Raw genomic sequence first — 21,153 nt, forward strand, 5'->3', positions numbered from 1 at the left:
CGCGGCGGGGGGGGCGGGGCCCGGGCCGGGGGGGGGCCGGGCCCCCCCCGCCCACACAAAAGCCCCCCGCCCGCGCGCCCCCCCCCCCCCCCCCCCCCCCCCCCCCCCCCCCCCCCCCCCCGGCCGGGGTTCAGCCGACGGTCTCGCGGGCGGCGGCCTCGATGAGGTCGCTGACCGCGCCGGGCTGGGAGGCCAGCGAGGCGTGGCTCGCGTCGAGCTCGATCGTCTTGACCGGGTTCATCCGCGCGGCCATCCGGCGCTCGTTGTCCGGGTCGATCATCCGGTCCCGCGTGGAGACCTGGTACCAGCAGGGCTTGGCGCGCCAGGCCGGTGCGGTCACGTTGTCGCCGAAGGTGGAGCCGAGCGGGGCCTTCTGCGTGACGGCCATGACGAGGGCCTCGTCGGCGTCGAGGTCCTGGCAGAAGCTCTCGTGGAACGTGTCCTGCTTGACCCACAGGTAGCCGTCGGAGTCCGGGACGATGTTCTCGAACGCCGCCGGCGGGTGCTCCTGGCTGATCTGCCCGGGGCTCTCGCCCGCGTCCGGCGCGAAGGCGGCGATGTAGACCAGGGCGGCGACGTTCGGCAGGTCCCCCGCCTCGGAGATGACGGCGCCGCCGTAGGAGTGGCCGACCAGCACGACGGGTCCGGCGGCCTGCCGGATCATCTTGCGGGTGCGCTCGGCGTCCTCGGCGAGCGAGGTCAGCGGGTTCTCGACGGCGTGCAGGTCGCCGTAGCCACGCCGGTGCAGTTCGGTGATGACGTGCGACCAGTGGGCCGCTCCGCCCCAGAACCCGTGGACCAGGACGATGGAGGGCTTGTCTGCCATGACAGTGGCACCGTTCTCGGGTGGGGTCCCCCCCTCGGGACCTCCCACGCTAGGCGGAGGGCGACGGGGCCGCCACCGCCCGCGCGGGCCGCGCCAGGGGCGGGCCGGGGCGGCGTTACGGCGTCCGTCCGTGTGACCGGGGGCGTGCGCCGACTGCGCGCCGTGCGCGGGCGACGGACACTTGAGGCGGGACGCACCGCCGCCCGGTCCGAGGAGGCCCGCCATGAGCACCGCCGCACCCAAGGTCAGCACCCTTCCGCCCGAGCACCGGGAACGGCTCATGGCCTTCGCCGAGGACGTGCGCTTCGAGTCGGGGCACCGGCTGTTCGAGGAGCAGGACCACGCGGACCGCTTCTGGATCGTGAAGACCGGCGCGGTCACCCTCGACGCCAAGGTCCCCGGCCGGGGCTCGCCGGTGATCGAGACCCTCCGGCACGGCGAACTGGTCGGTCTCTCCTGGCTGTTCCCGCCCTATCTGTGCCAGTCCGGCGCCGAGGCGATGACGCCGGTGCGGGCCTTCGAGTTCGACGCCACGGCCGTGCGGTCGATGTGCCGCACGGACACGGAGTTCGGCGCCTCGGTGACGTACTGGGTGGGCCGGATCCTCGCCCACCGCCTCCATGTGACGCGGGTCCGGCTGCTCGACCTGTACGCGCCCCACGGCAGCGGCATCCTCGCGTGACCGCTCGGCGCGGCGGCCGGCCGGACGTCAGTCGCGGTCCAGCTCCCGGACGTACCAGTCGACGAGGGTGCCGTCGCGGTGGCTGATCTGGCCCCGGCGGGCGAACCCGGCGCGGCGGGCGACCGCCCCGGCGGCCGGGTCGTCCGCCGGGCTGTGGACCACCGCGCGGCGGGCCCCGGCGCAGCGGGCGTGGGCGCACGCCAGCAGGACGGCGCGGGTGGCGAAGCCTCGGCCCCGGGCCCCCGGGTGGAGCTCGTAGGTCACGTCGACGTCGCCTCGGGCGAGTCCGGCGGCGGCGAACCGGAGGCCGACGCTCCCGACCGGCTGCCCGGCCCGGATGCCGAAGGTCCGGAACCCCTCCCGGGCCTCGGCGTCCGCGTCGTCGAGGGGAGGGTTCGGCACCAGGGTGACGACCCCGTCGGTGAGCTTGGCGGCCTTGGGCGGCTCTGCAGGCATCTGTTCACGCACTCCAGCGATACTTTCGCCTCCGCGCCCGTACCACAATCGGTATCCGGCCGGACCCGTGGACGTGGCCTGCCGAGGCATCACCCGATCGGACCTGTGGGTGCGGTGGGGCGCGGCACGGGGTACGAGGCTGTGATCGACACTTGGGGAGGCTGTGGTGAGTGAGTACGGTACGGGGAGACCTGAGCGGGCCCGGGAGCGCCTGTTCGCCCGCTGCGCGCTGCTGGCGGCGCTGGCGGCGGTCGTCGCGCTGTTCGTCCCGTTCGGGAGCGGCGGGCTGCTGATCGTCTTCAGCGGTCTGGTGGGGCTCGTGCTGTGCGCGGCGGGCACCTGGTGGTTCCTGGCGCACCGGGGGCCGGTGCGGTTCCTGGGCGCGCTGCTCGCGGCCGGGGCGCCGGTCGGGCTCGTCGCGCTCTACGTGGAGGGCGGCCTGTGGCCGACGGCGCTGCTCTCGATCGGGCTGTGGCTGACGGCCCTGCTGTGCGCGCGGGCGGCGCTGCCCCGGCCGCGCTCGCACCGCCCGGCGGCGCCCGCGGCCCGTCCGGCGCGGCCGGTGCTGCTGATGAACCCGAAGTCGGGCGGCGGGAAGGTCGAGCGCTTCCACCTGGTGGAGCGGGCCGAGGCGCTGGGCGCGCGGGTGGTGCTGCTCGGGCCGCCGGAGGAGGGCGGGCAGACCGATGTGGAGGCGCTGGCCCGGGAGGCCGTCGCGGACGGCGCCGACCTGCTCGGGGTCGCGGGCGGCGACGGCACGCAGGCGCTGGTGGCGGCGGTGGCGGCCGAGCACGACCTGCCGTTCCTGGTGATCAGCGCCGGGACCCGCAACCACTTCGCCATGGACCTGGGGCTCGACCGCACCGACCCGGCCCGTTGCCTGGACGCCCTGACGGACGGCGAGGAGCTGCGGGTGGACCTCGGCGACGTGGCCGGGCGCCCCTTCGTGAACACGGTCTCCTTCGGGGTGTACGCGGACGTGGTGCAGCGCCCGGAGTACCGGGACGCGAAGGCGGGCACGGCCCTGGAGGCGATGCCCGACCTGCTGACCGGCGACGAGGGCGCGCGCCTGGACGCCGACGCCGACGACACCGCGCTGCGGGACCAGCAGGCACTGCTGGTCAGCAACAACCCGTACGTCTCGCCCGATCCGCTCGGCGGCGGGCGGCGGCCGCGCCTCGACCGGGGCGAGCTGGGCGTCATCGCCGTGCGGGTGGAAGGCGCCGCGCAGGCCGCCGAGCTCGCGGTGCGCGGCTCCCAGGCGACCGGGCTCAACGTCCTGACCGCCCGGCGGGTCGAGGTCACCTCGGCTGCCGACACCCTGCCCGTGGCGGTGGACGGCGAGGCGCTGACCCTGCCGACGCCCGTCGTGTGCACCCTGCGGCCGCGCGCCCTGCGCGTCCTCGTCCCGCGCGACCGGCCCGGGACCCCGGCGCCCGTCCCCCCGCTGAACTGGGGCAGGATCGTCATCCTGGCCTTCGGCCCCCGAGGAGGAGAGAAACATGCCCGAGACAGACATGACGGCTGAGTCCACGGCGGCCGCCCCGCCGAGGTCCGGGCCGCGGGCCGTGCTCGCCGATCTGCGGGCGGTGGACGGCGCCCTGTACGCGGCGGTCGCCGCCACCCCGACCCCGGCCCTGGACCGGGGGCTGCGCCGGCTGTCGAGCGCGGCCGACCACTCGAAGATCTCGTTCGCCGTGGCCGGGGTGCTCGCCCTGGCCGGCGGCCGGGCCAGGACCGCCGCGTGGGCCGGGCTCGGTGCCATCGCGGTGGCCTCGGCCTCGGCGAACCTGCTCGGCAAGCGGCTGGTGCGGCGCCCGCGCCCGGACCGGGAGGCGGCCCGGGTGACCGTGGACCGGCACGTGCCGATGCCGAGTTCGGCCTCGTTCCCGTCCGGGCACACCGCCTCGGCGGTGGCCTTCGCGGCGGCGGTCGGCACGGCCCTGCCGCCGACGGCGGTCCCGCTGTCCCTGCTGGCCTCGGCGGTGGGCTACTCGCGCGTCCACACGGGCGTCCACTATCCGGGGGACGTGGCCGGGGGCGCGGTGCTCGGGCTGGTCAGCGCCGCCGTGTCGCTCGCGGGCACGCGGGCCTGGGAGCGGCGGCGGCAGGCGGCCAGGTAGCCGGCACAAGGCGATCAATCAGTTGCAGATTTTCGCAATTAACAGGATCGCCATCTACGATCGCGGGGTGAACGAGACGCTTCCCCCCTGCCCCGAGTGCTCCGGCGCCTACACGTACGAGATGGGCGCGCTGCTGGTGTGCCCCGAGTGCGGCCACGAGTGGCCGGCCGGTGCCGCCGACGCGACCGGGACGGCCGACGGCGGCGGTGCCGCCGGGGAGCGGGTGATCCGCGACGCCGTCGGCAACGTGCTCGCCGACGGCGACACGGTGACCGTGGCGAAGACCCTCAAGGTCAAGGGCAACCCGAGCGGCATCAAGGCCGGCACCAAGGTCCGCGGCATCCGGCTGGTGGACGGGGTGGACGGGCACGACATCGACTGCCGGATCGAGGGCTTCGGCCCCATGCAGCTCAAGTCGAGCGTCGTGAAGAAGGCCTGAACCCGGGGAGAGCCGGGAACAAAGCGCCCCCGCACGGGACTTGGAACGGTCATGACGACCACGCGTTTCGATGCCCGCGAGCTGCTCGCGAAGAGCCGGCTCGGTGTCCTGGCCACGATCAAGGCCGACGGCCGCCCCCAGCTCTCCCCCGTCATGCCCTTCTACGACCCCGCCACCGAGACGCTGTACGTGTCGATGACCGAGGGCCGGGCCAAGACGGTGAACCTGCGCCGCGACCCGCGCGCGGCCCTGGAGGTCACCAGCGCCGACGGCTGGTCCTGGGCGACCGCCGAGGGCACGGTCACCCTCACCGGCCCCGGCACCGACCCGCACGGGCCGGAGGTCGAGGCCCTGGTGGACTACTACCGGCTGGCCGCCGGGGAGCACCCCGACTGGGAGGAGTACCGGGCGGCGATGGTGGCCGACGGACGGGTGCTGATGCGCATGTCCGTCGACCACGTGTACGGCCAGAGCGTGCGCTGAGCGCTCAGCCCTTGCGGACCTGGCCCAGCCGCCCGGCGGGGCGCTCGACCGGCTCGTCACGGGCCTCGGCCCACAGCGAGCGCACATGCCCCAGATGGCGGTGCATGCAGTCCTCCGCGCCCCGCACGTCCCCGGCGATCATCAGGTCGAGGAGCTCCAGGTGCTCCTCGGCCGAGGAGACGAGCTTGCCGGCCTCGTCCAGGCCGGTCAGCCCGTAGAGCCGGGACCGCTTGCGCAGGTCGCTCACCGTCTCCACCAGTCTGTCGTTCCCGGCCAGGCCGAGGAGGGTGAGGTGGAAGAGCCGGTCCGCCTCCAGATAGCCGATGAGGTTGTGCTCTCGGGCCTTGGTGACGATCTCCTGCGCCAGCGGGCGCAGCTCCTCCAGCCGCTCGGGCGCGGCCAGCGCGGTGACCCGGCCGATCGTGGGCACCTCGATCAGCATGCGCAGTTCGGTGCACTGGTCGAGCTCGCGCTCGCTGACCTCGGTGATCCGGAAGCCCTTGTTGCGGACCGGCTCGACCAGGCCCTCACGGGCCAGGTCGAGCATGGCCTCGCGCACGGGCGTCGCCGAGACGCCGAGCTCGGCGGCGAGACCGGGCGCCGAATAGACGCTCCCCGGCCGTAGTTCGCCCGCTATCAAGGCGGCCCGCAGGGCATGACCTACCTGGTCACGCAGTCGTTCCTGGGCCTTGATGAGGCTGTGCTGCTTCAGGTCACCCACGCGCTTCCTCCGAGAACTCGCAGGAGGACAGCGTACAATGTCACGTTTCGCTGGCCGAGGCTCGGGGCACCTCCGGCTTCGGTTCCGGATTCGGTTCCGGAACCGGATCAGACTCCCGCTCCTTCTCCGTTCGAGCCGCCTTGTACAGGGCCACCGCGATCGCCAGGTCCTCCCAGGCCATGCCGACGCTCTTGAAGAAGCGCGGCGCCGCCGGGTCCGCCGGGGCGCCGCCCGCGACCAGGTCCGCGAGCGTGCCCGCGATGTGCCCGGGGCCGATCGCGCCCTCCGCCTCGGGGATCAGCAGGTCCCCCGCCTCGCGCAGCGCCGCCGTCCGCGACTCGACGTACACCTCGGCCCGGCGGACCAGGGCGGTGTCGACCTCCCGGGCGTCCGGCTCGTGCGAGCCGACCGCCACCACGGTGGCCCCGGGGCGCACCAGCCGCCCGTCGAACAGCGGCTCGCGGGCCGTGGTGCAGCAGACCACCAGGTCCGCCTCCGCCACGTCCCCCGCCGTGCCCGTGCGGACCTTCGGCACGCCCAGCGCCTCGGCGTGCCGGGCCAGCGCCTCCGCCCCCTCCGGGTTCCGGGCGACGACCACCACCTCGGCGAGCTCCCGCACCTCGGACAGCACGTCCAGGTGCGCGTACGCCTGCGGGCCCGAGCCGAACATGACGAGGCTCAGCGGCCGGTCCGCCGGGGTGAGGTGGCGGACCGCCAGGGCGGAGACCGCCGGGGTGCGCAGCGAGGTGAGCGCGATGCCGTCGAGCAGCGCGACCGGGAGCAGCGAGGCGCCGTCCAGGAGCAGATAGCCGCCGGTGATCCGGGGCAGCCCGAGGGCCGGGTTGCCGGGGGCGATGCCGACGACCTTCACCCCCGCCCAGGCGTCCGAGGCGGCCGGCATCAGCAGCACCTCGCCGGCGGGCACCGGCGTCGAGGTGCGTGGCGGGCCGGACTCCGGGTCGAGTCCCTCGCGGAGTACGTCCGCCAGCGCGTCGACCGCCGCGTTCGGCGACGCCAGCCGGGCCACGGCCCCGGCGTCGATCCAGAGCGGGGCGCCGGAGCCCCGCGGGGTGGCGGTCACAGGGCGAACCCCGAGCCGAGGAGGTCGTACGGGTCGAGCGTGAAGACGTGCTCGCCGGTGCGGTGCGCGGTGCCCGTCACGGTGGTGACCAGTCCTTCCGGTGTGGCTCCGCCGGGGGCGATCCGGCCGGTGAAGACCGTGCCCACGACGGATTCGTGGGTGAGCGTGTCGCCCTCCTTCAGCCGGCCCTCGTCGGCGAGGAGGGCGAGCCTCGCGGAGGTGCCGGAGCCGCAGGGCGAGCGGTCGATCTGGCCGTCGGCGAAGACGGTGACGTTCCGCTGGTGCGGCCCGGCCGGGGTGTCGGGGAGTTCCTCGTACATGATCACCCCATACACCCCGGAGAGCAAAGGCCGGCCCGGGTGGCGGGTCGCCGGGTGCCCGTCGAGCGCGGCGCGGATCTCCCGTCCCGCTGCCACCAGCGCGGGCAGCTCGGCGCGGTCCACCCGCAGGCCGAGCGCGGAGGCGGCGACCGAGGCGTAGCAGGCGCCCGCGTGCGCGATGTCGACCTCGACGGTGCCGAGGCCGGTGGCCACCTCGACGGCCCGGCCGGTCACCTGGGCCGGGACGTTGCGGAAGGTGACGCCCGTGGTGCGGCCTCCCGCGCGGTGGACGGTCGCGGCGACCCGGCCGGACGGGACGTCGATCCGCACTTCGACGTCCCGGCCGTCCCGGCCGTCCCGGCCGGCGCCCCGGTCCTCGGGGACGGGGACCAGGCCGGAGTCCACGGCCCAGGCGCCGAGCGCCATCGCGCCGTGGCCGCAGGCGGTGGAGTAGCCGTCCTTGTGCCAGAACAGGACGCCCAGGTGGGCCCCGTCGTCGTCCGGGGGCACGACGAAGCCGCCGTACATGCCCGCGTGGCCGCGCGGTTCCTGGACGAGCAGCCGGCGCAGCCCGTCCAGCGGGCCGGGCCGGGGCGCCGTGCCGTCGCCGCCGGGGCCGAGGAGGGTGGCCCGGCGCTCGGCGACGGTGTCGCCGGGCAACGGCGGCAGGCCGGCGGCGGCCAGGTCGACGATCCGGAAGGGTTCGCCGGCCGTGTGGTAGTCGGTGGTCCGCACCTCCGTGGAGCTCACAGCAGGAATCCCGCCGGGAAGGGGTCGGTCGGGTCGAGGAAGTACTGCCCGGTGCCGGTGATCCAGGCCCGGCCGGTGACGGTCGGCACGATCGCCGGGAGGCCGCCGACCGTGGTCTCGCCGACGATCCGGCCGGTGAACTCGGTGCCGATGAAGGACTCGTTGACGAAGTCCCGCTCCGGGGCGAGGAGTCCGCGCGCGTGCAGCTGGGCCATCCGCGCGCTGGTGCCCGTACCGCACGGGGAGCGGTCGAACCAGCCCGGGTGGATCGCCATCGCGTGCCGCGAGCGGCGGGCGTCCGAGCCGGGGGCGGCCAGGTAGACGTGCTTCACGCCGCCCTGCCGGGGGTCCTCCGGGTGGACCGGGCGGTCCGGGCCCGCGTTGATCGCGTCCATGAGGGCCAGGCCGAAGGCCAGCAGGTCCTCCTTGCGGTCGCGGTCGAAGGGCAGGCCGATCGCGTCGAGTTCCACGAAGGCGTAGAAGTTGCCGCCGTAGGCGAGGTCATAGGTGACCGTGCCGAAGCCGGGGACCTCGGTCTTGAGGTCGAGGCCGGCACTGAAGGCGGGGACGTTGGTGAGGGTGACGGAGCGGGCGGCGCCGTCCTCCACCCGTACGTCCACGCTGACGAGTCCCGCCGGGGTGTCCAGGCGGACCGTGGTCACCGGCTCGGTGACCGGGACCATGCCGGTCTCGACCAGGACGGTGGCCACGCCGATGGTGCCGTGGCCGCACATCGGGAGCAGGCCGGACACCTCGATGAACAGGACCCCGTAGTCGGCGTCCGGGCGGGTCGGGGGCTGGAGGATGGCGCCGCTCATCGCGGCGTGGCCGCGCGGTTCCAGCATGAGCAGGGTGCGCAGGTGGTCCAGGTGCTCGATGAAGTGGACGCGCTTCTCGGCCATGGTGGCGCCGGGGATCACCCCGACTCCCCCGGTGATCACGCGGGTCGGCATGCCCTCGGTGTGCGAGTTGACCGCGTGGTAGACGTGAGTGGTGCGCATTTTTCCCCTCGGTCGGTGGTGGGCCGGCGGTTGTGGTGTTGGCTTGGGCCGCTGCTCGGGCCGTTGCTCGGGCCGTTGCTCAGGCTTCCGCTTCGGCAGTCGCTTGGGCCGCTGTTTCAGCGGTGGCCTTCCGCGATCGCCTTCTCCGTCGCGGAGCGTACGGCCGCCAGCGTCTCGCCCGCGAGGGGGTGGCGGGGCGGGCGGGTGGCGCCGCCGGGGCGGCCCGCCAGGTCCATCGACAGCTTGATCGCCTGGACGAACTCGGTCTTCGAGTCCCAGCGGAGCAGCGAGTGCAGCGACTTGTAGAGCGGCAGCGCGGTCGTCAGGTCGCCCGCGACGGCGGCGTGGTAGAGCTCGGCGCAGGACGCCGGGAACGCGTTCGGGTAGCCGGCGATCCAGCCGACGGCGCCGGCCAGGGCCAGCTCCAGGAGCACGTCGTCGGCGCCGATCAGCAGGTCGAGCTCCGGGGCCAGTTCGGCGATCTCGTAGGCGCGGCGGACGTCGCCGCTGAACTCCTTGACGGCCACGATGGTGCCGTCGGCGTGCAGCCGCGAGAGCAGGCGGGGGGTCAGGTCCACCTTGGTGTCGATCGGGTTGTTGTACGCCACGATCGGCAGGCCCGCCTTCGCGACGTCCGCGTAGTGGGCGCGGACCGCGTCCTCGTCGGCGCGGAAGGCGTTCGGCGGGAGGAGCAGGACCGATCCGGCGCCCGCCTCGGCCGCCTGCTCGGCCCAGCGCCGGGACTCGGCGCTGCCGTACGCGGCGACGCCCGGCATCACCCGCGCGCCGTCGCCCGCCGCCTCGACGGCGGTGCGGACGACCTGGGCGCGCTCCACGTCGGTCAGGGTCTGGTACTCGCCGAGCGAGCCGTTGGGGACGACGCCGTCGCAGCCGTTGTCGATGAGCCAGCGGACGTGCGCGGCGTAGGCGTCGAAGTCGACGGAGCGGTCCTCACGCAGGGGGAGGGCGGTGGCGACCATGATGCCTCGCCAGGGGCGGGTGGGGGTCCAGGCGCCGATGCCGGGGGTAGACGTGGGGGTCGTCGGGGTCGTCTTGTTCTCGGTCATTTTCTCTCCTTTGTAGTGTGTGACATTTTACTGAGGGGTGTGGGGTGCCCACAAGAGGGTGCGGGCATTCCGTTCCGCCTGATCAGGCCGGGTCGGCGGGGAGTTCCGCCAGGTGGCGGAGCGGGACCGGGCACGCCAGCGGGCGCCGGTCCGGGCCCGCGGCCCCGCCGCACAGCGCCGCCACCGCCGGGCCGCACATCCTGCCCTGGCACCAGCCCATGCCGGCCCGGGTCAGGAGCTTGACCGTGCGGGGATCCGACGCGCCCAGCTCGGTGGTCGCCTCGTGGATCTCCCGCGCCGTCACCTCCTCGCAGCGGCACACGTCCGTGGTCTCGCGCAGCCACGCCGTCCAGCCCTCGCCGGGGCGGTGCGCCGCGCCCATCGCGTCCGCGAAGGACCGCAGGCGGTCCCTCGTGCGGTGCAGACGGGCCGTCGCCTCGCCGTCCGTCTTCCGGCCCAGGCTCGCCGCGATCGTGCGGGCCGCCAGCTCGCCCTCCGTCAGGGCCAGTTGGGCTCCGCCGACGCCGCCCGTCTCGCCTGCCGCCCACAGGCCCGGGACCGAGGTGCGCTGGTCCCGCGTCAGGGCCAGGGCCACCGTGCCGTCCGTCGCCGTCCGGGTCGCGCAGCCCAGGCTCGTCGCCAGCGACAGCTCCGGGACCAGGCCGTGGCCCACCGCGAGGGCGTCGCACGGGATGCGGCGCGCGGTGCCCGGGACGGGGCGCCAGTCGCGGTCCAGGCGGGCGACCGTGACCGCCTCCACGCGGGCCGTGCCGTGCGCCTCGACCACCGCGTGCCGGGTGAGCGGGCGTACGTGGTGACGGGCCAGGGCGGCGCCGTAGCGGGCGCCCTCGATCAGCTTCGCCGGGTTGCGCAGGAGGGTGCCGGTGCTGCGGGCGTAGCCCGTGTATCCGGCGGCCTCCACGACCGCCGGGACGCGGGCGCCCGCCGACGCGAGGGTGGCCGCCACCGCGAGCAGCAGCGGGCCGCTGCCCGCCACGACGACGCGGCGGCCCGGGAGCACCAGGCCGCTCTTCAGCATCGCCTGCGCGCCGCCCGCGCCGACGACGCCGGGCAGCGTCCAGCCGGGAAAGGGGAGTTGGCGCTCGTACGCGCCGGTGGCCAGCAGGACCGTGCGGGCGTGGACCGTGACCGGGGCGTCCGCCTGGGTGCGGGCGTGCAGCGTCCAGCCCTCGTTGTTCGGCAGGACCGTCCAGACGTGGGTCTCCGCCAGGTGCTCGACACCGGATTCCCGCAGGCGCCGCTCGCGGGTCGCGAACGCCTGCCAGTCGTGGTGCAGCGCCTGTGGGCGTTCCGCGCGCAGGCCCGGGGCGGGGCTGCGGTAGAACTGCCCGCCCGGGCGGCTCGCCGCGTCCAGGAGGACCACCGTCAGGCCCAGGTCCGCGGCGGTCACGGCGGCGGCGAGGCCCGCGGGGCCCGCTCCGACGATCGCCAGATCAGCAGCCGAGTTCGGCACGGCCGGTTCCCTCCTGGGTGGTGATCGAGTCGCCCGGGTTCGCCGGGGCGAGGCAGGCCCTGCGGTTGGGCTCGCCGTTGACGGTGACCAGGCAGTCGAAGCACTGGCCGATGCCGCAGAACACGCCCCTCGGCGCGTTCCTCCCCCGGGTCGTGCGCCAGGACATGATCCCCGCGGTCCAGAGGACCGCGGCGATGGACTGGCCTTCTTCCGCCGGGAGTTCGCGGCCGTCGAAGGTGACGGTGTGCGGGGTGGGGGGCGTGCCGCCCACCAGGTCGCGCGGGGTGGTCATCTCGGTGCTCCGTGGGTGGGGGCGTGGGGGCGGCTCACGCCTCGTCCGGGAAAGGGCGGTCCGGACGGAACGGTGCCGGGTCGAGTGGGAGTTGCCCGTCGGTGAGTTGCGCCGCCACCAGGCTTCCCGTCGCCGGGGCCAGGCCGATGCCCGCTCCCTCGTGGCCGCAGGCGTGGTAGAGGCCCGGGACCCTCGGGTCCGCGCCGATCGCCGGCAGGTGGTCCGGGAGGTACGGGCGGAAGCCGTGGTAGACGCGCTGGACGTCCACGTCCGCCAGGAACGGGAAGAGTGCCCGCGCCTGGGTCGCCAGGCGCCTGAGCGCCTCGGTGGACAGGGTGCGGTCGAAGCCCACCCGCTCCCTGGTCGCGCCGATCAGGACCGGGCCCGCCGGGGTGCCCTCGACCACCGCGGACGACTGGAGCGACGCCGCGTCGCTGGCCACGTCCGCCACGTAGTCCGCCGCGTACACCTTGTGGCGCACCACCCTCGGCAGCGGTTCCGTCACCAGGACGAAGCCCTTGCGGGGCAGGACCGGGAGCGTGGTGCCGGCCAGGGCCGCCACCTCACCGCCCCAGGTGCCCGCCGCGTTCACCACCGCCGGGGCCAGGAGGTCCCGGCGGGGTGTGCGGATGCCCCGGATGCCGCCGGCGGGGGTGAGGAGGATTTCCGTGACCTGCTCACCCAGGTACGCCGTCGCCTTCGATGCCTCCAGGAGGCGCGCCGCCGCCTTCGCCGGCTGGACCTGCGCGTCCTGGGGGTAGTGGAAGGCGCCCGCCAGGTCCGGGGCCAGGTGCGGCTCGTAGGCGTGGAGGGTGTCGGCGGGGACTTCGTCGGTCGCCACGCCCGCTGTTCGTTGCGCTTCCGCGTAGGTGCGGAGGGCCTTCAGGGTGGTCTCGTCGGGCGCCACGACGAGACCGCCCTTCGGCTCGTACTCGGTGTCCGGCAGTTCGCCGGCCAGCTCGTGCCACAGTCTTGTGGACAGCAGCGCGAGGTCGAGCTCGGGGCCCGCCTCCTTGTCGGAGACGAGCAGGTTTCCTTCCCCGGCACCCGTGGTGCCGCCCGCGACGGGACCGCGGTCGACTACGGCGACGGAGAGGCCGGCGCGGGCCGCGTAGTAGGCGCAGGCTGCTCCGACCACGCCGGCACCGATGATCACGACGTCCAGGGAGTGTCTCTTGGGCACGGCAGTAATATGTCACATTCTTTAGGCGCTGCCCAGGCCCCTCCGGGCCCGGGCAGCGGTCGGTTCCGTGATCAGGTGCGGAGCGGGCCTTCGCAGGTGAACGACGAGGTGCCCGCCACCCGGTTGGACCAGATGTCCACCGGGCCGAAGGAGCAGTTCATGTCGGCCATGTTGTTCGAGGCCGCGCCGGCGCGGTCGAGGATGAAGTAGTCGACCGTCTCCGACATGTCCTTGAAGACCTGGTCCGGGCTGCCCGCGTCCTTCAGGTTCGCCGTGATCCGGCCCGTACAGACGAAGCGCTTCTTGCCGGGGTCGCCGTTCTCCACGCAGTCCGGGTTGTTGTAGGTGGCGGTGGAGAACGCCGAGCGGACGGCGGCGGCGGACGTGTCGCGGAGCTGGTCGTTGGGGGTGAAGGCGGTGTTCGGCACGTACAACGTGTCGACCTGGGCGATCTGGGCGTCCAGGAAGCGGTCGTAGGCCGCCTGGAGGCCCGGGTCGGCGCTGAGGCGCTCGCGCCAGGCGTCGTAGCCGGCCACGTCGTTGGCCCGCAGGTTGGTGTACATCTCGCGCAGCAGGGACGGGCGCTCGGTCCACAGGAACTCGAAGAAGGTGCCCGCGTAGTTGTAGAAACGGAAGCCGTCGCCGTCGTAGGTGGCGTGCAGGAGCTGGCGGACGCTCATGCGGGGGCCGCCGCCCGCGGTGTCGTTGATGATGCCGCGCACCAGGGACTTGCGGACGGCGATGCCGTTGTCGCGGGTGGCCCCGTCGAAGAACTCGGCGGTGCCCTCGTCCATGGCGGTGGTGCGGTCGTTCTGGTACCAGGGGCCCTGGCCGAAGGTGCCGGGGACCGCCCAGCGGCCGTTCAGGTAGTGGGTGTACTCGTGCCGGAAGAGCTCTTCCAGGGTGAGGCTGGAGTCCTGCGGGACGCGGCGCTGGTACGTGTAGAAGGTGGCGCCGTTCTCGATGTAGATGCCGCCGTTGTTGGTGCTGTAGCCGGTCAGGACCGGGTGGTAGACCTCGTAGTCGGCGCGGGAGGCGTACAGGACGATGTTGAGGGTGCTGTTGGTGTCGCCCGCGAGCGGCTGGTCGGTGCCGAGCACCCGGTGGAACTGGGACTTGACCTGCTTGCTGGCGTAGTAGAGCTGGTCGACGGTGGCCCGGTCCAGGGCGGTGCGGACCTTGATGCCGCCGTTGTCGTACGTGTACGTGTAGGGGAAGAGCTTCTTCTCGATGTCCGCCTTGCAGACGCCGTAGGGCGCGCAGGCGTTGTAGTAGTTCAGCCAGGAGACGATCGAGGCCCACTGGGGGCTGCCGTAGCCGAAGGCGGACTCGACGGAGCCGAGGAGGCTTCCGAGGTCTGCGGAGACGGCGTCCTTCAGGCCGTCGATCTGGCCGAAGCGGCCGTACTCGCTGAGGGCGTCGCGGACCACCCAGGAGTTGGCCGTGCCCTTGAGGTGGGTGTAGCCGGCGAACGCCTTGAAGGCGGCGCGGTAGCCGGGGTCGGCCTTGGCGGCGGCCTGGAAGGCGGCGTCCTGGTTGCCCGGGTAGACGCCCAGGTAGTTGGTGGACAGGGCGGCGAGCGCGGCGCCCGCCCAGTTCGCGTCCTTGTTGGTCGCGGTGTGGGCGGCGTCCATGGTGGCGAGCACCCGGGTGATCAGGCCGAGCTGGTACTGGCGCAGCCCCGGGCCGCTGGCCGCGTAGAGGGCCTCGCGCAGGGTGCGGGCGTTCGCGGCGGTGACGTCGAAGGTGCGGGCGGCGTTGCCGAAGTCGGCTATCGCCCGGCGCATGGCGTCGACGGTCGGGGCGTCCGTCACGTCGATCTCGGAGCGCGAGAAGTCGTGGTACACGACCGCGTGGAGGTACGTGAACATCTCCTCCAGGTTCGAGGAGTTGGTGCCGTCGTGGTTCGCCGCGAGGGACGAGATGCGGCGGGAGACAGCCTGGACGTGGGCGTCCGACATGACGGGGGCCAGGCGGGCGTCCCAGGTCCAGATGAGGCCGCGCAGGCAGACGTCGGCGGTGACGGCCCTGTCGGCGAGGAAGTCCGCGAACTGCTCGGGCGACAGGCGGGTGATGCCGTCCAGGGTGCAGGGCACGCCGCCGGCGAGGGTGGGGGCCTCCGCGGTGCGGGCCGTGGCGGCGGTGGCCTTCGCGGCGCTCTTCGCCGGGCCCGGGACGCGGGCCTCGGGGGCGCCGCCCGGGGCGGGGGCCGGGGCGGGCTTGTGGGGCTTGGCGTCGGCGAGGTGGTCCACCTCGTCGAAGGGGTTCGACGAGGTGGCGGGGGCGGCGGCGAGGGAGGCGGGCACGGCCGCCGGGCGCTGCGGGGCCGGGCTGCCGACGGCCTGGCCGGCGGAGGCGACGAGGGTCACCGCGATCGCGGTGGCGAGGAGGGTGGAACGCACGGCCTTGTGCTGGTTCACCTGGGGACTCCAAGTCGGACGGAAAGTGGGGGTCACACGGCCGGAAAGCCCCTGGCTCACAGGAACTTGACGGAGTACCGTCACCATGTGAGCTGTAACATAGTAATGTGAAATTGCACTGACAAGACCTGTGCACCTGTGAGTTCCCACGAGTTCACGAAGGTGTCGGTCCGGGGCCGGCCGGCGGACGGCGCCTAGGCTCGGCGCGTGAGCGAGGGTGAGCGGTCCGGCGCGGAGCGCGCGATGCTGACGGCGGCCCTGTTCGCCGTCCCCGTACTGAAGCTGTCCTGGACGCTCGGCGGCGGCGAGGCCGCGCGCGAGGCGCTGGACACCATGGGGCCCAAGAACTGGCTCGACGTCATGAGCGGCATGTTCCTCTTCGAGCCGCTGCTCTCCACCGTGCTCGCGGTCACCGCCGCCCGCGCCTGGTACCTCTACCTCGGCGAGCACGGGCGGGGACCGGCCCACCCCGGGCGCGGCTTCAGGGCGACCGCCGCCTCCGCCGCCATCGTGCCGGCCGCGCTCGCCCTCGTGGTCGGCGCGCTCAGCGGCTGGAAGTGGGCCCTGGCGGCCGGGCTCCTCGCGTACGCGCTGCGGCTCGGCGTGCTGGTGGACCACCGGTCCGGACGGTACGCGGGCGGCCACCGGCGGACCCGTGCGGCCGGCCCACTGCACCGCACCGCCGACGCCGTCTGGGCCACCGGCCTGGTCCTCACCCTGCTCGTCCTGCCGCTGCTCGCGCTGGCCGCCGCGCTCGACGGGCGGTCCTGGGCCGGGACCGTGCGGTGCGACGTGGACACCGGTTCCGGCGTCTCGCGGGCGCGCCTGATCGAGTTCGAGCGGCAGGGCGACGGCGTGGTCGGCTGGGACGTCGCGGGCGGCGGGGTCGTCAACGGCTCGCGCTGCGCCTCCGACCCCGACGAGGTGGTCCGCGAGCCCTGGTGGCGCGCCTGAGCCCGAGCGGCGCGGCGGTTACCCTGTCCGCTCCGATCACGAGGAGGAACCATGGCGCGGATGCCGTCGGCGGAACGGCGCCGGCAGCTGGTCGAGGCGGCGGTGCGGGCGATGGCCAGGGACGGCGTCGCACGGACGACGACCCGGTCGATCTGCGCCGAGGCGGGCGTCTCGCTGAGCGTCTTCCACTACTGCTTCGACTCCAAGCAGGCCCTGCTGGAGGCGGCGATCGAGTCGATCACCGACCACTACGTGGCCCGGGTGATGTCGGCGGTCGAGCCTAAGGGGACCCTGCGCGAGACGGTCCGGGGCGCCCTCGGCACGTACTGGGAGCACGTCGCCGCCCATCCGGCCGAGCACATGCTGACGTACGAGCTCACCCAGTACGCGCTGCGCGAGGAGGGCTTCGAGCATCTGGCGCGGGCCCAGTACGAGCAGTACGTGGCCTCGGGAACCACCTTGATAGAGCAGGTCTGCGCGGTGTGCGAAGTCGAGCCGAGGGTGCCGATGCGGCTGCTCGCGCACCTGCTCGCGGCGATGATCGACGGGCTGACCCTGCAGTACCTGGTGCTGGGCGACGAGCGGACGGCGGCGGCGCTGCTGGACGCGACCGCCGACCAGCTGGTGACGCTGATCGGGGACTGATCTTCCGTCAACAGGTCATTTGACCCGGACTATTGACTCACTCGGCGATCCTCGCGATCCTCTGGCCAGTCGCTGTTACCGCAAGAAACATCCGGCGGCCCAGCCCGGTACACCCCCATGACCGAAGGCATCGCTGACCATGAATCGACCAACAAAGCGCAGAGCGGGCGGGCGGTTCGCCCTCGCCTCGCTGCTCATCGCCCTGGCCACCGTCGTCTTCGGTGCGGGGCCGGTCCCCGCGGCCGACGCCGGTTCGTGGTGGGAACCCACCGCGCGGCCCGCCCCCGACTCCCAGATCAACGTGACGGGCGCCCCCTTCAAGGGCACCGACGCCCAGGGCAAGGTGCGCGGCTTCATCGACGCGCACAACCACCTGATGTCCAACGAGGGCTTCGGCGGCCGGATGATCTGCGGCCAGACCTTCTCCGAGGCGGGCGTCGCGGACGCGCTCAAGGACTGTCCGGAGCACTACCCGGACGGTTCCGGCGCCCTCTTCGAGCACCTGACCGGCGGTGACAACGGCAAGCACGACCCGGTCGGCTGGCCCACCTTCAAGGACTGGCCCGCCAACAACTCGCTGAGCCACCAGCAGAACTACTACGCCTGGGTCGAGCGGGCCTGGCGCGGCGGCCAGCGGGTGCTCGTCAACGACCTGGTCACCAACGGGCTGATCTGCTCGCTGCTGCCCCGCGACCGCGGCTGCGACGAGATGGACGCGATCCGCCTGGAGGCCCGCAAGTCGTACGAGATGCAGGCGTACATCGACAAGATGTACGGCGGTCCCGGCAAGGGCTGGTTCCGCATCGTCCTGGACTCCGCCCAGGCCCGCTCGGTCATCGAGCAGGGCAAGCTGGCGGTCGTGCTCGGCGTCGAGACCTCCGAGCCCTTCGGCTGCAAGCAGATCCTGGACGTCGCCCAGTGCGGCAAGGCGGACATCGACAAGGGCCTGGACGAGCTGTACGGGCTCGGCGTGCGCAGCATGTTCCTCTGCCACAAGTTCGACAACGCGCTGTGCGGGGTGCGCTTCGACAGCGGCACCACGGGCGTGGCCGTGAACATCGGGCAGTTCCTGTCCACCGGCACCTTCTGGACCACCGAGAAGTGCGCGGGCCCGCAGCAGGACAACCCGATCGGCCTGGTGGCGCCCGCCGCGATGGCGGAGAAGCTGCCGGCCGGGGTGAGCGTCCCGTCGTACGCCTCGGACGCCAAGTGCAACACGCGCGGTCTGACCAGACTCGGCGAGTACGCGCTGAAGGGCATGATGCAGCGCGGCATGATGCTGGAGCTCGACCACATGAGCGTGAAGGCGGCCGGGCGGGCGCTGGACATGCTGGAGGCCGAGGAGTACCCGGGCGTCATCTCCAGCCACAGCTGGATGGACCTGGACTGGACCGAGCGGGTCTACCGGCTCGGCGGCTTCGTCGCCGAGTACATGCACAACGCCCAGGGCTTCATCGGCGAGGCCGCGCAGAAGGCGGCGCTGCGCCAGAAGTACGGGGTCGGCCTCGGCTACGGCACCGACATGAACGGCGTCGGCGGCTGGCCGGGCCCGGTCGGGGCGGACGCCCCGAACGCGGTGAAGTACCCCTTCCGCAGCTTCGACGGCGGCTCGGTCATCGACCGGCAGGTCACCGGCGAGCGCACCTGGGACCTCAACCTCGACGGCGCCGCGCACAACGGACTGGTGCCCGACTGGGTCGAGCAGATCCGGCTCACCCCGGGCGGTCCGGGGGTCGTGGACGAGCTGTCGCGCGGCGCGGAGACGTACCTGACCACCTGGAAGAAGACCGAGAAGCACGAGCTCGGCGTCAACCTGGCGGCGGGCCGGCCCGCCTCGGCCTCCACCACCCAGTGGTGGAACCCCTTCGTCAACTTCTCCCCCGCGCACACCGTCGACGGCGACACCGGGACCCGCTGGGCCAGCGAGTGGTCGGACGACCAGTGGCTCCAGGTGGACCTGGGCGAGGTGCGCCGGGTCGGCCGGGTCACCCTCGACTGGGAGGCCGCCTACGGGCGGGCGTACCGGATCGAGCTGTCCGAGGACGGGACGAACTGGAAGAGCGCCTGGTCCACGGAGGCCGGTGACGGCGGCTACGACACGGCCGAGTTCGCCTCCCAGCCGGCCCGCTACGTGCGGGTGCAGGGCGTCAAGCGCGGGACGCAGTGGGGCTATTCGCTCTACGAGCTGACCGTCAGCCGGTCGTAGACCGCGCGTCGCAGGGGAAGGGGCCCGCCGGACCGTCCGGCGGGCCCCTTCGCGTGCGGCCCCGGCCCCTCCCCGGGCCTCCGCACAGGGCTGCCCCAGCCTCTTCACCGTCCGCGCAAAACGGCCGGGGGGCGTCCTGTCGGCCGGTTCTCGCTCCGGCAGAATGCGGCCATAGGGCGAATTCGGGCGCGGGAGGGCGTGGTCGTGCAGGTGGGGTCCATGGTGGGGGATCGATTACGGGCGTTGCGGCACTCCACCGTGGCGGGATCCGGCCTCCAACGCGCGCAGTCCTTCCTCGTTCTGGCCACCCTGCTCTACCGGGCGAGCCACCTCACCGTCGGCGTCGCCGCCGTCGCCCAGCACCAGCAGGGCCACCCCGTGCAGTTCCTCGGGCTCGCCGCCGCCCTCGGACTGAGCCTGCTGCTCTTCGGCGCGGCGCTCGGCCGAGGCTGGTTCGACCCCCGGCACGTCTGGGCCGACGTCCTGGTCGTCGGCTGTCTGCTGCCCTTCGCGCTCTACGTCTGGGGCGGCGTGCGCGAGACCCCCGCGCTCGGCTGGGCCATGCTGCTCGGCGGCTCCTCCAGCGGCGTGGTGTCCGTGGCGCTCCCCCGGCTCCAGGCGCTGACCGCGCTGGCCCTGCTCGTGGCGACCCACCTGATCGGCTACGAACTGGTGGGCGCCAGCCGGGCCGTCCTCGGCGGGCACGTCAACTCGCTGCTCTCCTCGGCCGTGATGACCTGGGTCTTCTGGTGGTACCTGCGCCGCCAGGGCCGGATGCTCGACGAGGCCAACGCCCGCGCGCTCGCCGCCGAGACCCAGAAGGCCCGGTACGCCGAGCGGCTCCAGCACCACCGGGCGCTGCACGACACCGTCCTCGCCACCCTCACCACCCTGGCCGCCGGCGGCATCGACGCCAACGCGCCCGAGGTGCGGGAGCGGTGCGCCAAGGAGGCCGCCTATCTGCGCCGGCTGATCCAGCAGACCGCCGACGAGACGCACCACCCGGAGCTGGGCGCCGCCCTGGAGGAGGCCGTCGGCTCCGCCGAGAGCCTGCGGCTGCGGGTCACCGCCCAGTACCACGCGCTGCCCCCGGTGCCGCCCGAGGTCGCCGCCGCCTTCGCCGACGCCGCCCGCGAAGCCCTCAACAACGTGCGCCGGCACGCCGGGACCGGGCACGCCTGGCTCACCGCGACCGCCGCGCCCGACGGGCCCGGCGGCGCCGTCGTCACCGTCGTCGACCGGGGGCCCGGCTTCGACCCCGGCGCCGCGCCGCCGGGGCTCGGGCTGCGCCGCTCGGTGCGCGAGCGGATGGCCGAGGTCGGCGGGCGCGCCACCGTCGACACCGCACCCGGCGAGGGCGTACGGGTGGAGCTGAGATGGCCCGGGTGATCACTGTCGGCGTCGTCGACGACGACCGGATGCTCCTCGACGGGATGCGGGCCTGGCTCGGCGGGGTCCCCGAGCTGCGGGTGGCCGCGATGGCGGCGACCGTCGGGGACCTGCTCGCCGGACCGGCCGGACCGCCCGACGTCGTCCTGCTGGACCTGCTGCTCCGGGACGGCTCCGCGCCCGCCGACAACATCCGGCGGGTGCTGCGCTCCGGCAGCCGGGTCCTGGTGATCAGCACCGTGCCGGACCGCACCCGGGTCATCGAGGCGCTCCGGGCCGGGGCCGACGGCTACCTCACCAAGGACAACGACCTGCCGACGCTGGTCGCCGCGATCAAGGACGTGGCGGCCGGACACGGCGCCCACTCCCCCGAACTGGCCTTCGCCTGCGCCCACGACGACGGCCCGGCGCGCCCGAGGCTCTCGCCGAGAGAACGTCAGGTCCTGGTCGATTACGCCTCCGGGATGACCCTGAAGTCGGCCGCCCGCCGCGCCGGGATCACCGTGCACACCGCCAAGGACTACCTGGACCGGGTGAAGGCCAAATACCAGCAGGCGGGCCGCCCCGCCTACACGAAGATCGACCTCGCCGAGCGGGTCCGCGAGGACCGCATCGACGGGGTCTGACCACGGACGGAGCCC

Annotated in this window: 21 protein-coding genes; 10 read left to right on the plus strand and 11 right to left on the minus strand. The window is 73.8% G+C overall.

The window, feature by feature from the left end; genetic code table 11:
- Positions 1-130: 130 nt before the first annotated feature.
- On the minus strand, positions 131-826 hold the full coding sequence (locus tag ACZ6J5_RS32780) for an alpha/beta hydrolase (protein WP_469397541.1): 696 nt from the start codon (positions 824-826) through the stop codon (positions 131-133).
- Between the two features lie 223 nt (positions 827-1,049).
- On the opposite strand from ACZ6J5_RS32780, the gene ACZ6J5_RS32785 reads away from it, so the two are divergent.
- Positions 1,050-1,508, plus strand: a complete 459-nt coding sequence (locus tag ACZ6J5_RS32785) for a Crp/Fnr family transcriptional regulator (protein WP_469397543.1) — start codon at positions 1,050-1,052, stop codon at positions 1,506-1,508.
- A 27-nt stretch (positions 1,509-1,535) separates the two neighbouring features.
- On the opposite strand, the gene ACZ6J5_RS32790 is transcribed toward ACZ6J5_RS32785, so the two are convergent.
- A complete protein-coding gene (locus ACZ6J5_RS32790) occupies positions 1,536-1,964 on the minus strand; it encodes a GNAT family N-acetyltransferase (RefSeq protein ID WP_469397544.1) in 429 nt (142 codons plus the stop codon).
- 166 nt (positions 1,965-2,130) lie between these two features.
- Here ACZ6J5_RS32790 and ACZ6J5_RS32795 point away from each other — a divergent pair, with 166 nt between their 5' ends.
- From ACZ6J5_RS32795 to ACZ6J5_RS32810, 4 genes are all read left to right on the plus strand, one after another.
- Positions 2,131-3,492: a diacylglycerol/lipid kinase family protein gene (locus ACZ6J5_RS32795; protein WP_469397546.1), complete on the plus strand. Its 1,362-nt coding sequence runs from the start codon at positions 2,131-2,133 to the stop codon at positions 3,490-3,492.
- On the plus strand, positions 3,467-4,087 hold the full coding sequence (locus ACZ6J5_RS32800) for a phosphatase PAP2 family protein (protein WP_469397547.1): 621 nt from the start codon (positions 3,467-3,469) through the stop codon (positions 4,085-4,087). The genes ACZ6J5_RS32795 and ACZ6J5_RS32800 overlap by 26 nt, the downstream gene beginning before the upstream one ends.
- Before the next feature lie 67 nt (positions 4,088-4,154).
- A complete protein-coding gene (locus ACZ6J5_RS32805; RefSeq protein WP_469397549.1) occupies positions 4,155-4,526 on the plus strand; it encodes a zinc ribbon domain-containing protein YjdM in 372 nt (123 codons plus the stop codon).
- A gap of 51 nt (positions 4,527-4,577) precedes the next feature.
- Positions 4,578-5,009, plus strand: a complete 432-nt coding sequence (locus tag ACZ6J5_RS32810) for a PPOX class F420-dependent oxidoreductase (RefSeq protein WP_469397550.1) — start codon at positions 4,578-4,580, stop codon at positions 5,007-5,009.
- Positions 5,010-5,013: 4 nt separating this feature from the next.
- Here the strand turns inward: ACZ6J5_RS32810 and ACZ6J5_RS32815 are convergent, their stop codons facing one another.
- The 9 genes from ACZ6J5_RS32815 to ACZ6J5_RS32855 all read right to left on the minus strand — a co-directional run bounded on the left by ACZ6J5_RS32815 (position 5,014) and on the right by ACZ6J5_RS32855 (position 15,318).
- Positions 5,014-5,730, minus strand: a complete 717-nt coding sequence (locus ACZ6J5_RS32815) for a GntR family transcriptional regulator (RefSeq protein WP_469397551.1) — start codon at positions 5,728-5,730, stop codon at positions 5,014-5,016.
- A 40-nt stretch (positions 5,731-5,770) separates the two neighbouring features.
- Complete coding sequence (locus ACZ6J5_RS32820) at positions 5,771-6,811, minus strand: ornithine cyclodeaminase family protein (protein WP_469397553.1); 1,041 nt, start codon at positions 6,809-6,811, stop codon at positions 5,771-5,773.
- Positions 6,808-7,881, minus strand: coding sequence for a proline racemase family protein (locus tag ACZ6J5_RS32825; RefSeq protein ID WP_469397555.1), 1,074 nt, complete (start codon positions 7,879-7,881; stop codon positions 6,808-6,810). The genes ACZ6J5_RS32820 and ACZ6J5_RS32825 overlap by 4 nt, the downstream gene beginning before the upstream one ends.
- Positions 7,878-8,882: a proline racemase family protein gene (locus tag ACZ6J5_RS32830; protein ID WP_469397556.1), complete on the minus strand. Its 1,005-nt coding sequence runs from the start codon at positions 8,880-8,882 to the stop codon at positions 7,878-7,880. Before ACZ6J5_RS32830 ends, ACZ6J5_RS32825 begins: the two co-directional genes overlap by 4 nt.
- A gap of 116 nt (positions 8,883-8,998) precedes the next feature.
- Positions 8,999-9,949, minus strand: coding sequence for a dihydrodipicolinate synthase family protein (locus ACZ6J5_RS32835; RefSeq protein WP_469397558.1), 951 nt, complete (start codon positions 9,947-9,949; stop codon positions 8,999-9,001).
- An 82-nt stretch (positions 9,950-10,031) separates the two neighbouring features.
- Complete coding sequence (locus ACZ6J5_RS32840; protein WP_469397559.1) at positions 10,032-11,423, minus strand: FAD-dependent oxidoreductase; 1,392 nt, start codon at positions 11,421-11,423, stop codon at positions 10,032-10,034.
- Positions 11,404-11,715: a (2Fe-2S)-binding protein gene (locus tag ACZ6J5_RS32845; protein ID WP_469397561.1), complete on the minus strand. Its 312-nt coding sequence runs from the start codon at positions 11,713-11,715 to the stop codon at positions 11,404-11,406. The genes ACZ6J5_RS32840 and ACZ6J5_RS32845 overlap by 20 nt, the downstream gene beginning before the upstream one ends.
- A gap of 34 nt (positions 11,716-11,749) precedes the next feature.
- On the minus strand, positions 11,750-12,898 hold the full coding sequence (locus ACZ6J5_RS32850; RefSeq protein ID WP_469397562.1) for an NAD(P)/FAD-dependent oxidoreductase: 1,149 nt from the start codon (positions 12,896-12,898) through the stop codon (positions 11,750-11,752).
- Positions 12,899-12,969: 71 nt separating this feature from the next.
- Positions 12,970-15,318 carry a collagenase gene (locus ACZ6J5_RS32855; RefSeq protein ID WP_469397563.1) on the minus strand — a complete coding sequence of 783 codons (2,349 nt, stop codon included), beginning with the start codon at positions 15,316-15,318 and terminating at the stop codon, positions 12,970-12,972.
- A 207-nt stretch (positions 15,319-15,525) separates the two neighbouring features.
- Here ACZ6J5_RS32855 and ACZ6J5_RS32860 point away from each other — a divergent pair, with 207 nt between their 5' ends.
- The 5 genes from ACZ6J5_RS32860 (at position 15,526) to ACZ6J5_RS32880 (ending at position 21,138) form a co-directional block, all read left to right on the plus strand.
- Positions 15,526-16,272 (plus strand): hypothetical protein, encoded by a 747-nt coding sequence (locus ACZ6J5_RS32860; protein ID WP_469397565.1) that lies wholly within the window; start codon positions 15,526-15,528, stop codon positions 16,270-16,272.
- A gap of 51 nt (positions 16,273-16,323) precedes the next feature.
- Positions 16,324-16,917, plus strand: coding sequence for a TetR/AcrR family transcriptional regulator (locus tag ACZ6J5_RS32865; RefSeq protein WP_469397566.1), 594 nt, complete (start codon positions 16,324-16,326; stop codon positions 16,915-16,917).
- Positions 16,918-17,056: 139 nt separating this feature from the next.
- On the plus strand, positions 17,057-19,123 hold the full coding sequence (locus tag ACZ6J5_RS32870) for a galactose-binding domain-containing protein (RefSeq protein ID WP_469397568.1): 2,067 nt from the start codon (positions 17,057-17,059) through the stop codon (positions 19,121-19,123).
- A 219-nt stretch (positions 19,124-19,342) separates the two neighbouring features.
- Complete coding sequence (locus ACZ6J5_RS32875; protein WP_469397570.1) at positions 19,343-20,512, plus strand: sensor histidine kinase; 1,170 nt, start codon at positions 19,343-19,345, stop codon at positions 20,510-20,512.
- Positions 20,500-21,138, plus strand: coding sequence for a response regulator (locus ACZ6J5_RS32880; protein ID WP_469397572.1), 639 nt, complete (start codon positions 20,500-20,502; stop codon positions 21,136-21,138). The genes ACZ6J5_RS32875 and ACZ6J5_RS32880 overlap by 13 nt, the downstream gene beginning before the upstream one ends.
- Positions 21,139-21,153 lie beyond the last annotated feature (15 nt).

The sequence above is a fragment of the Streptomyces sp. NPDC042100 genome (assembly GCF_055582325.1).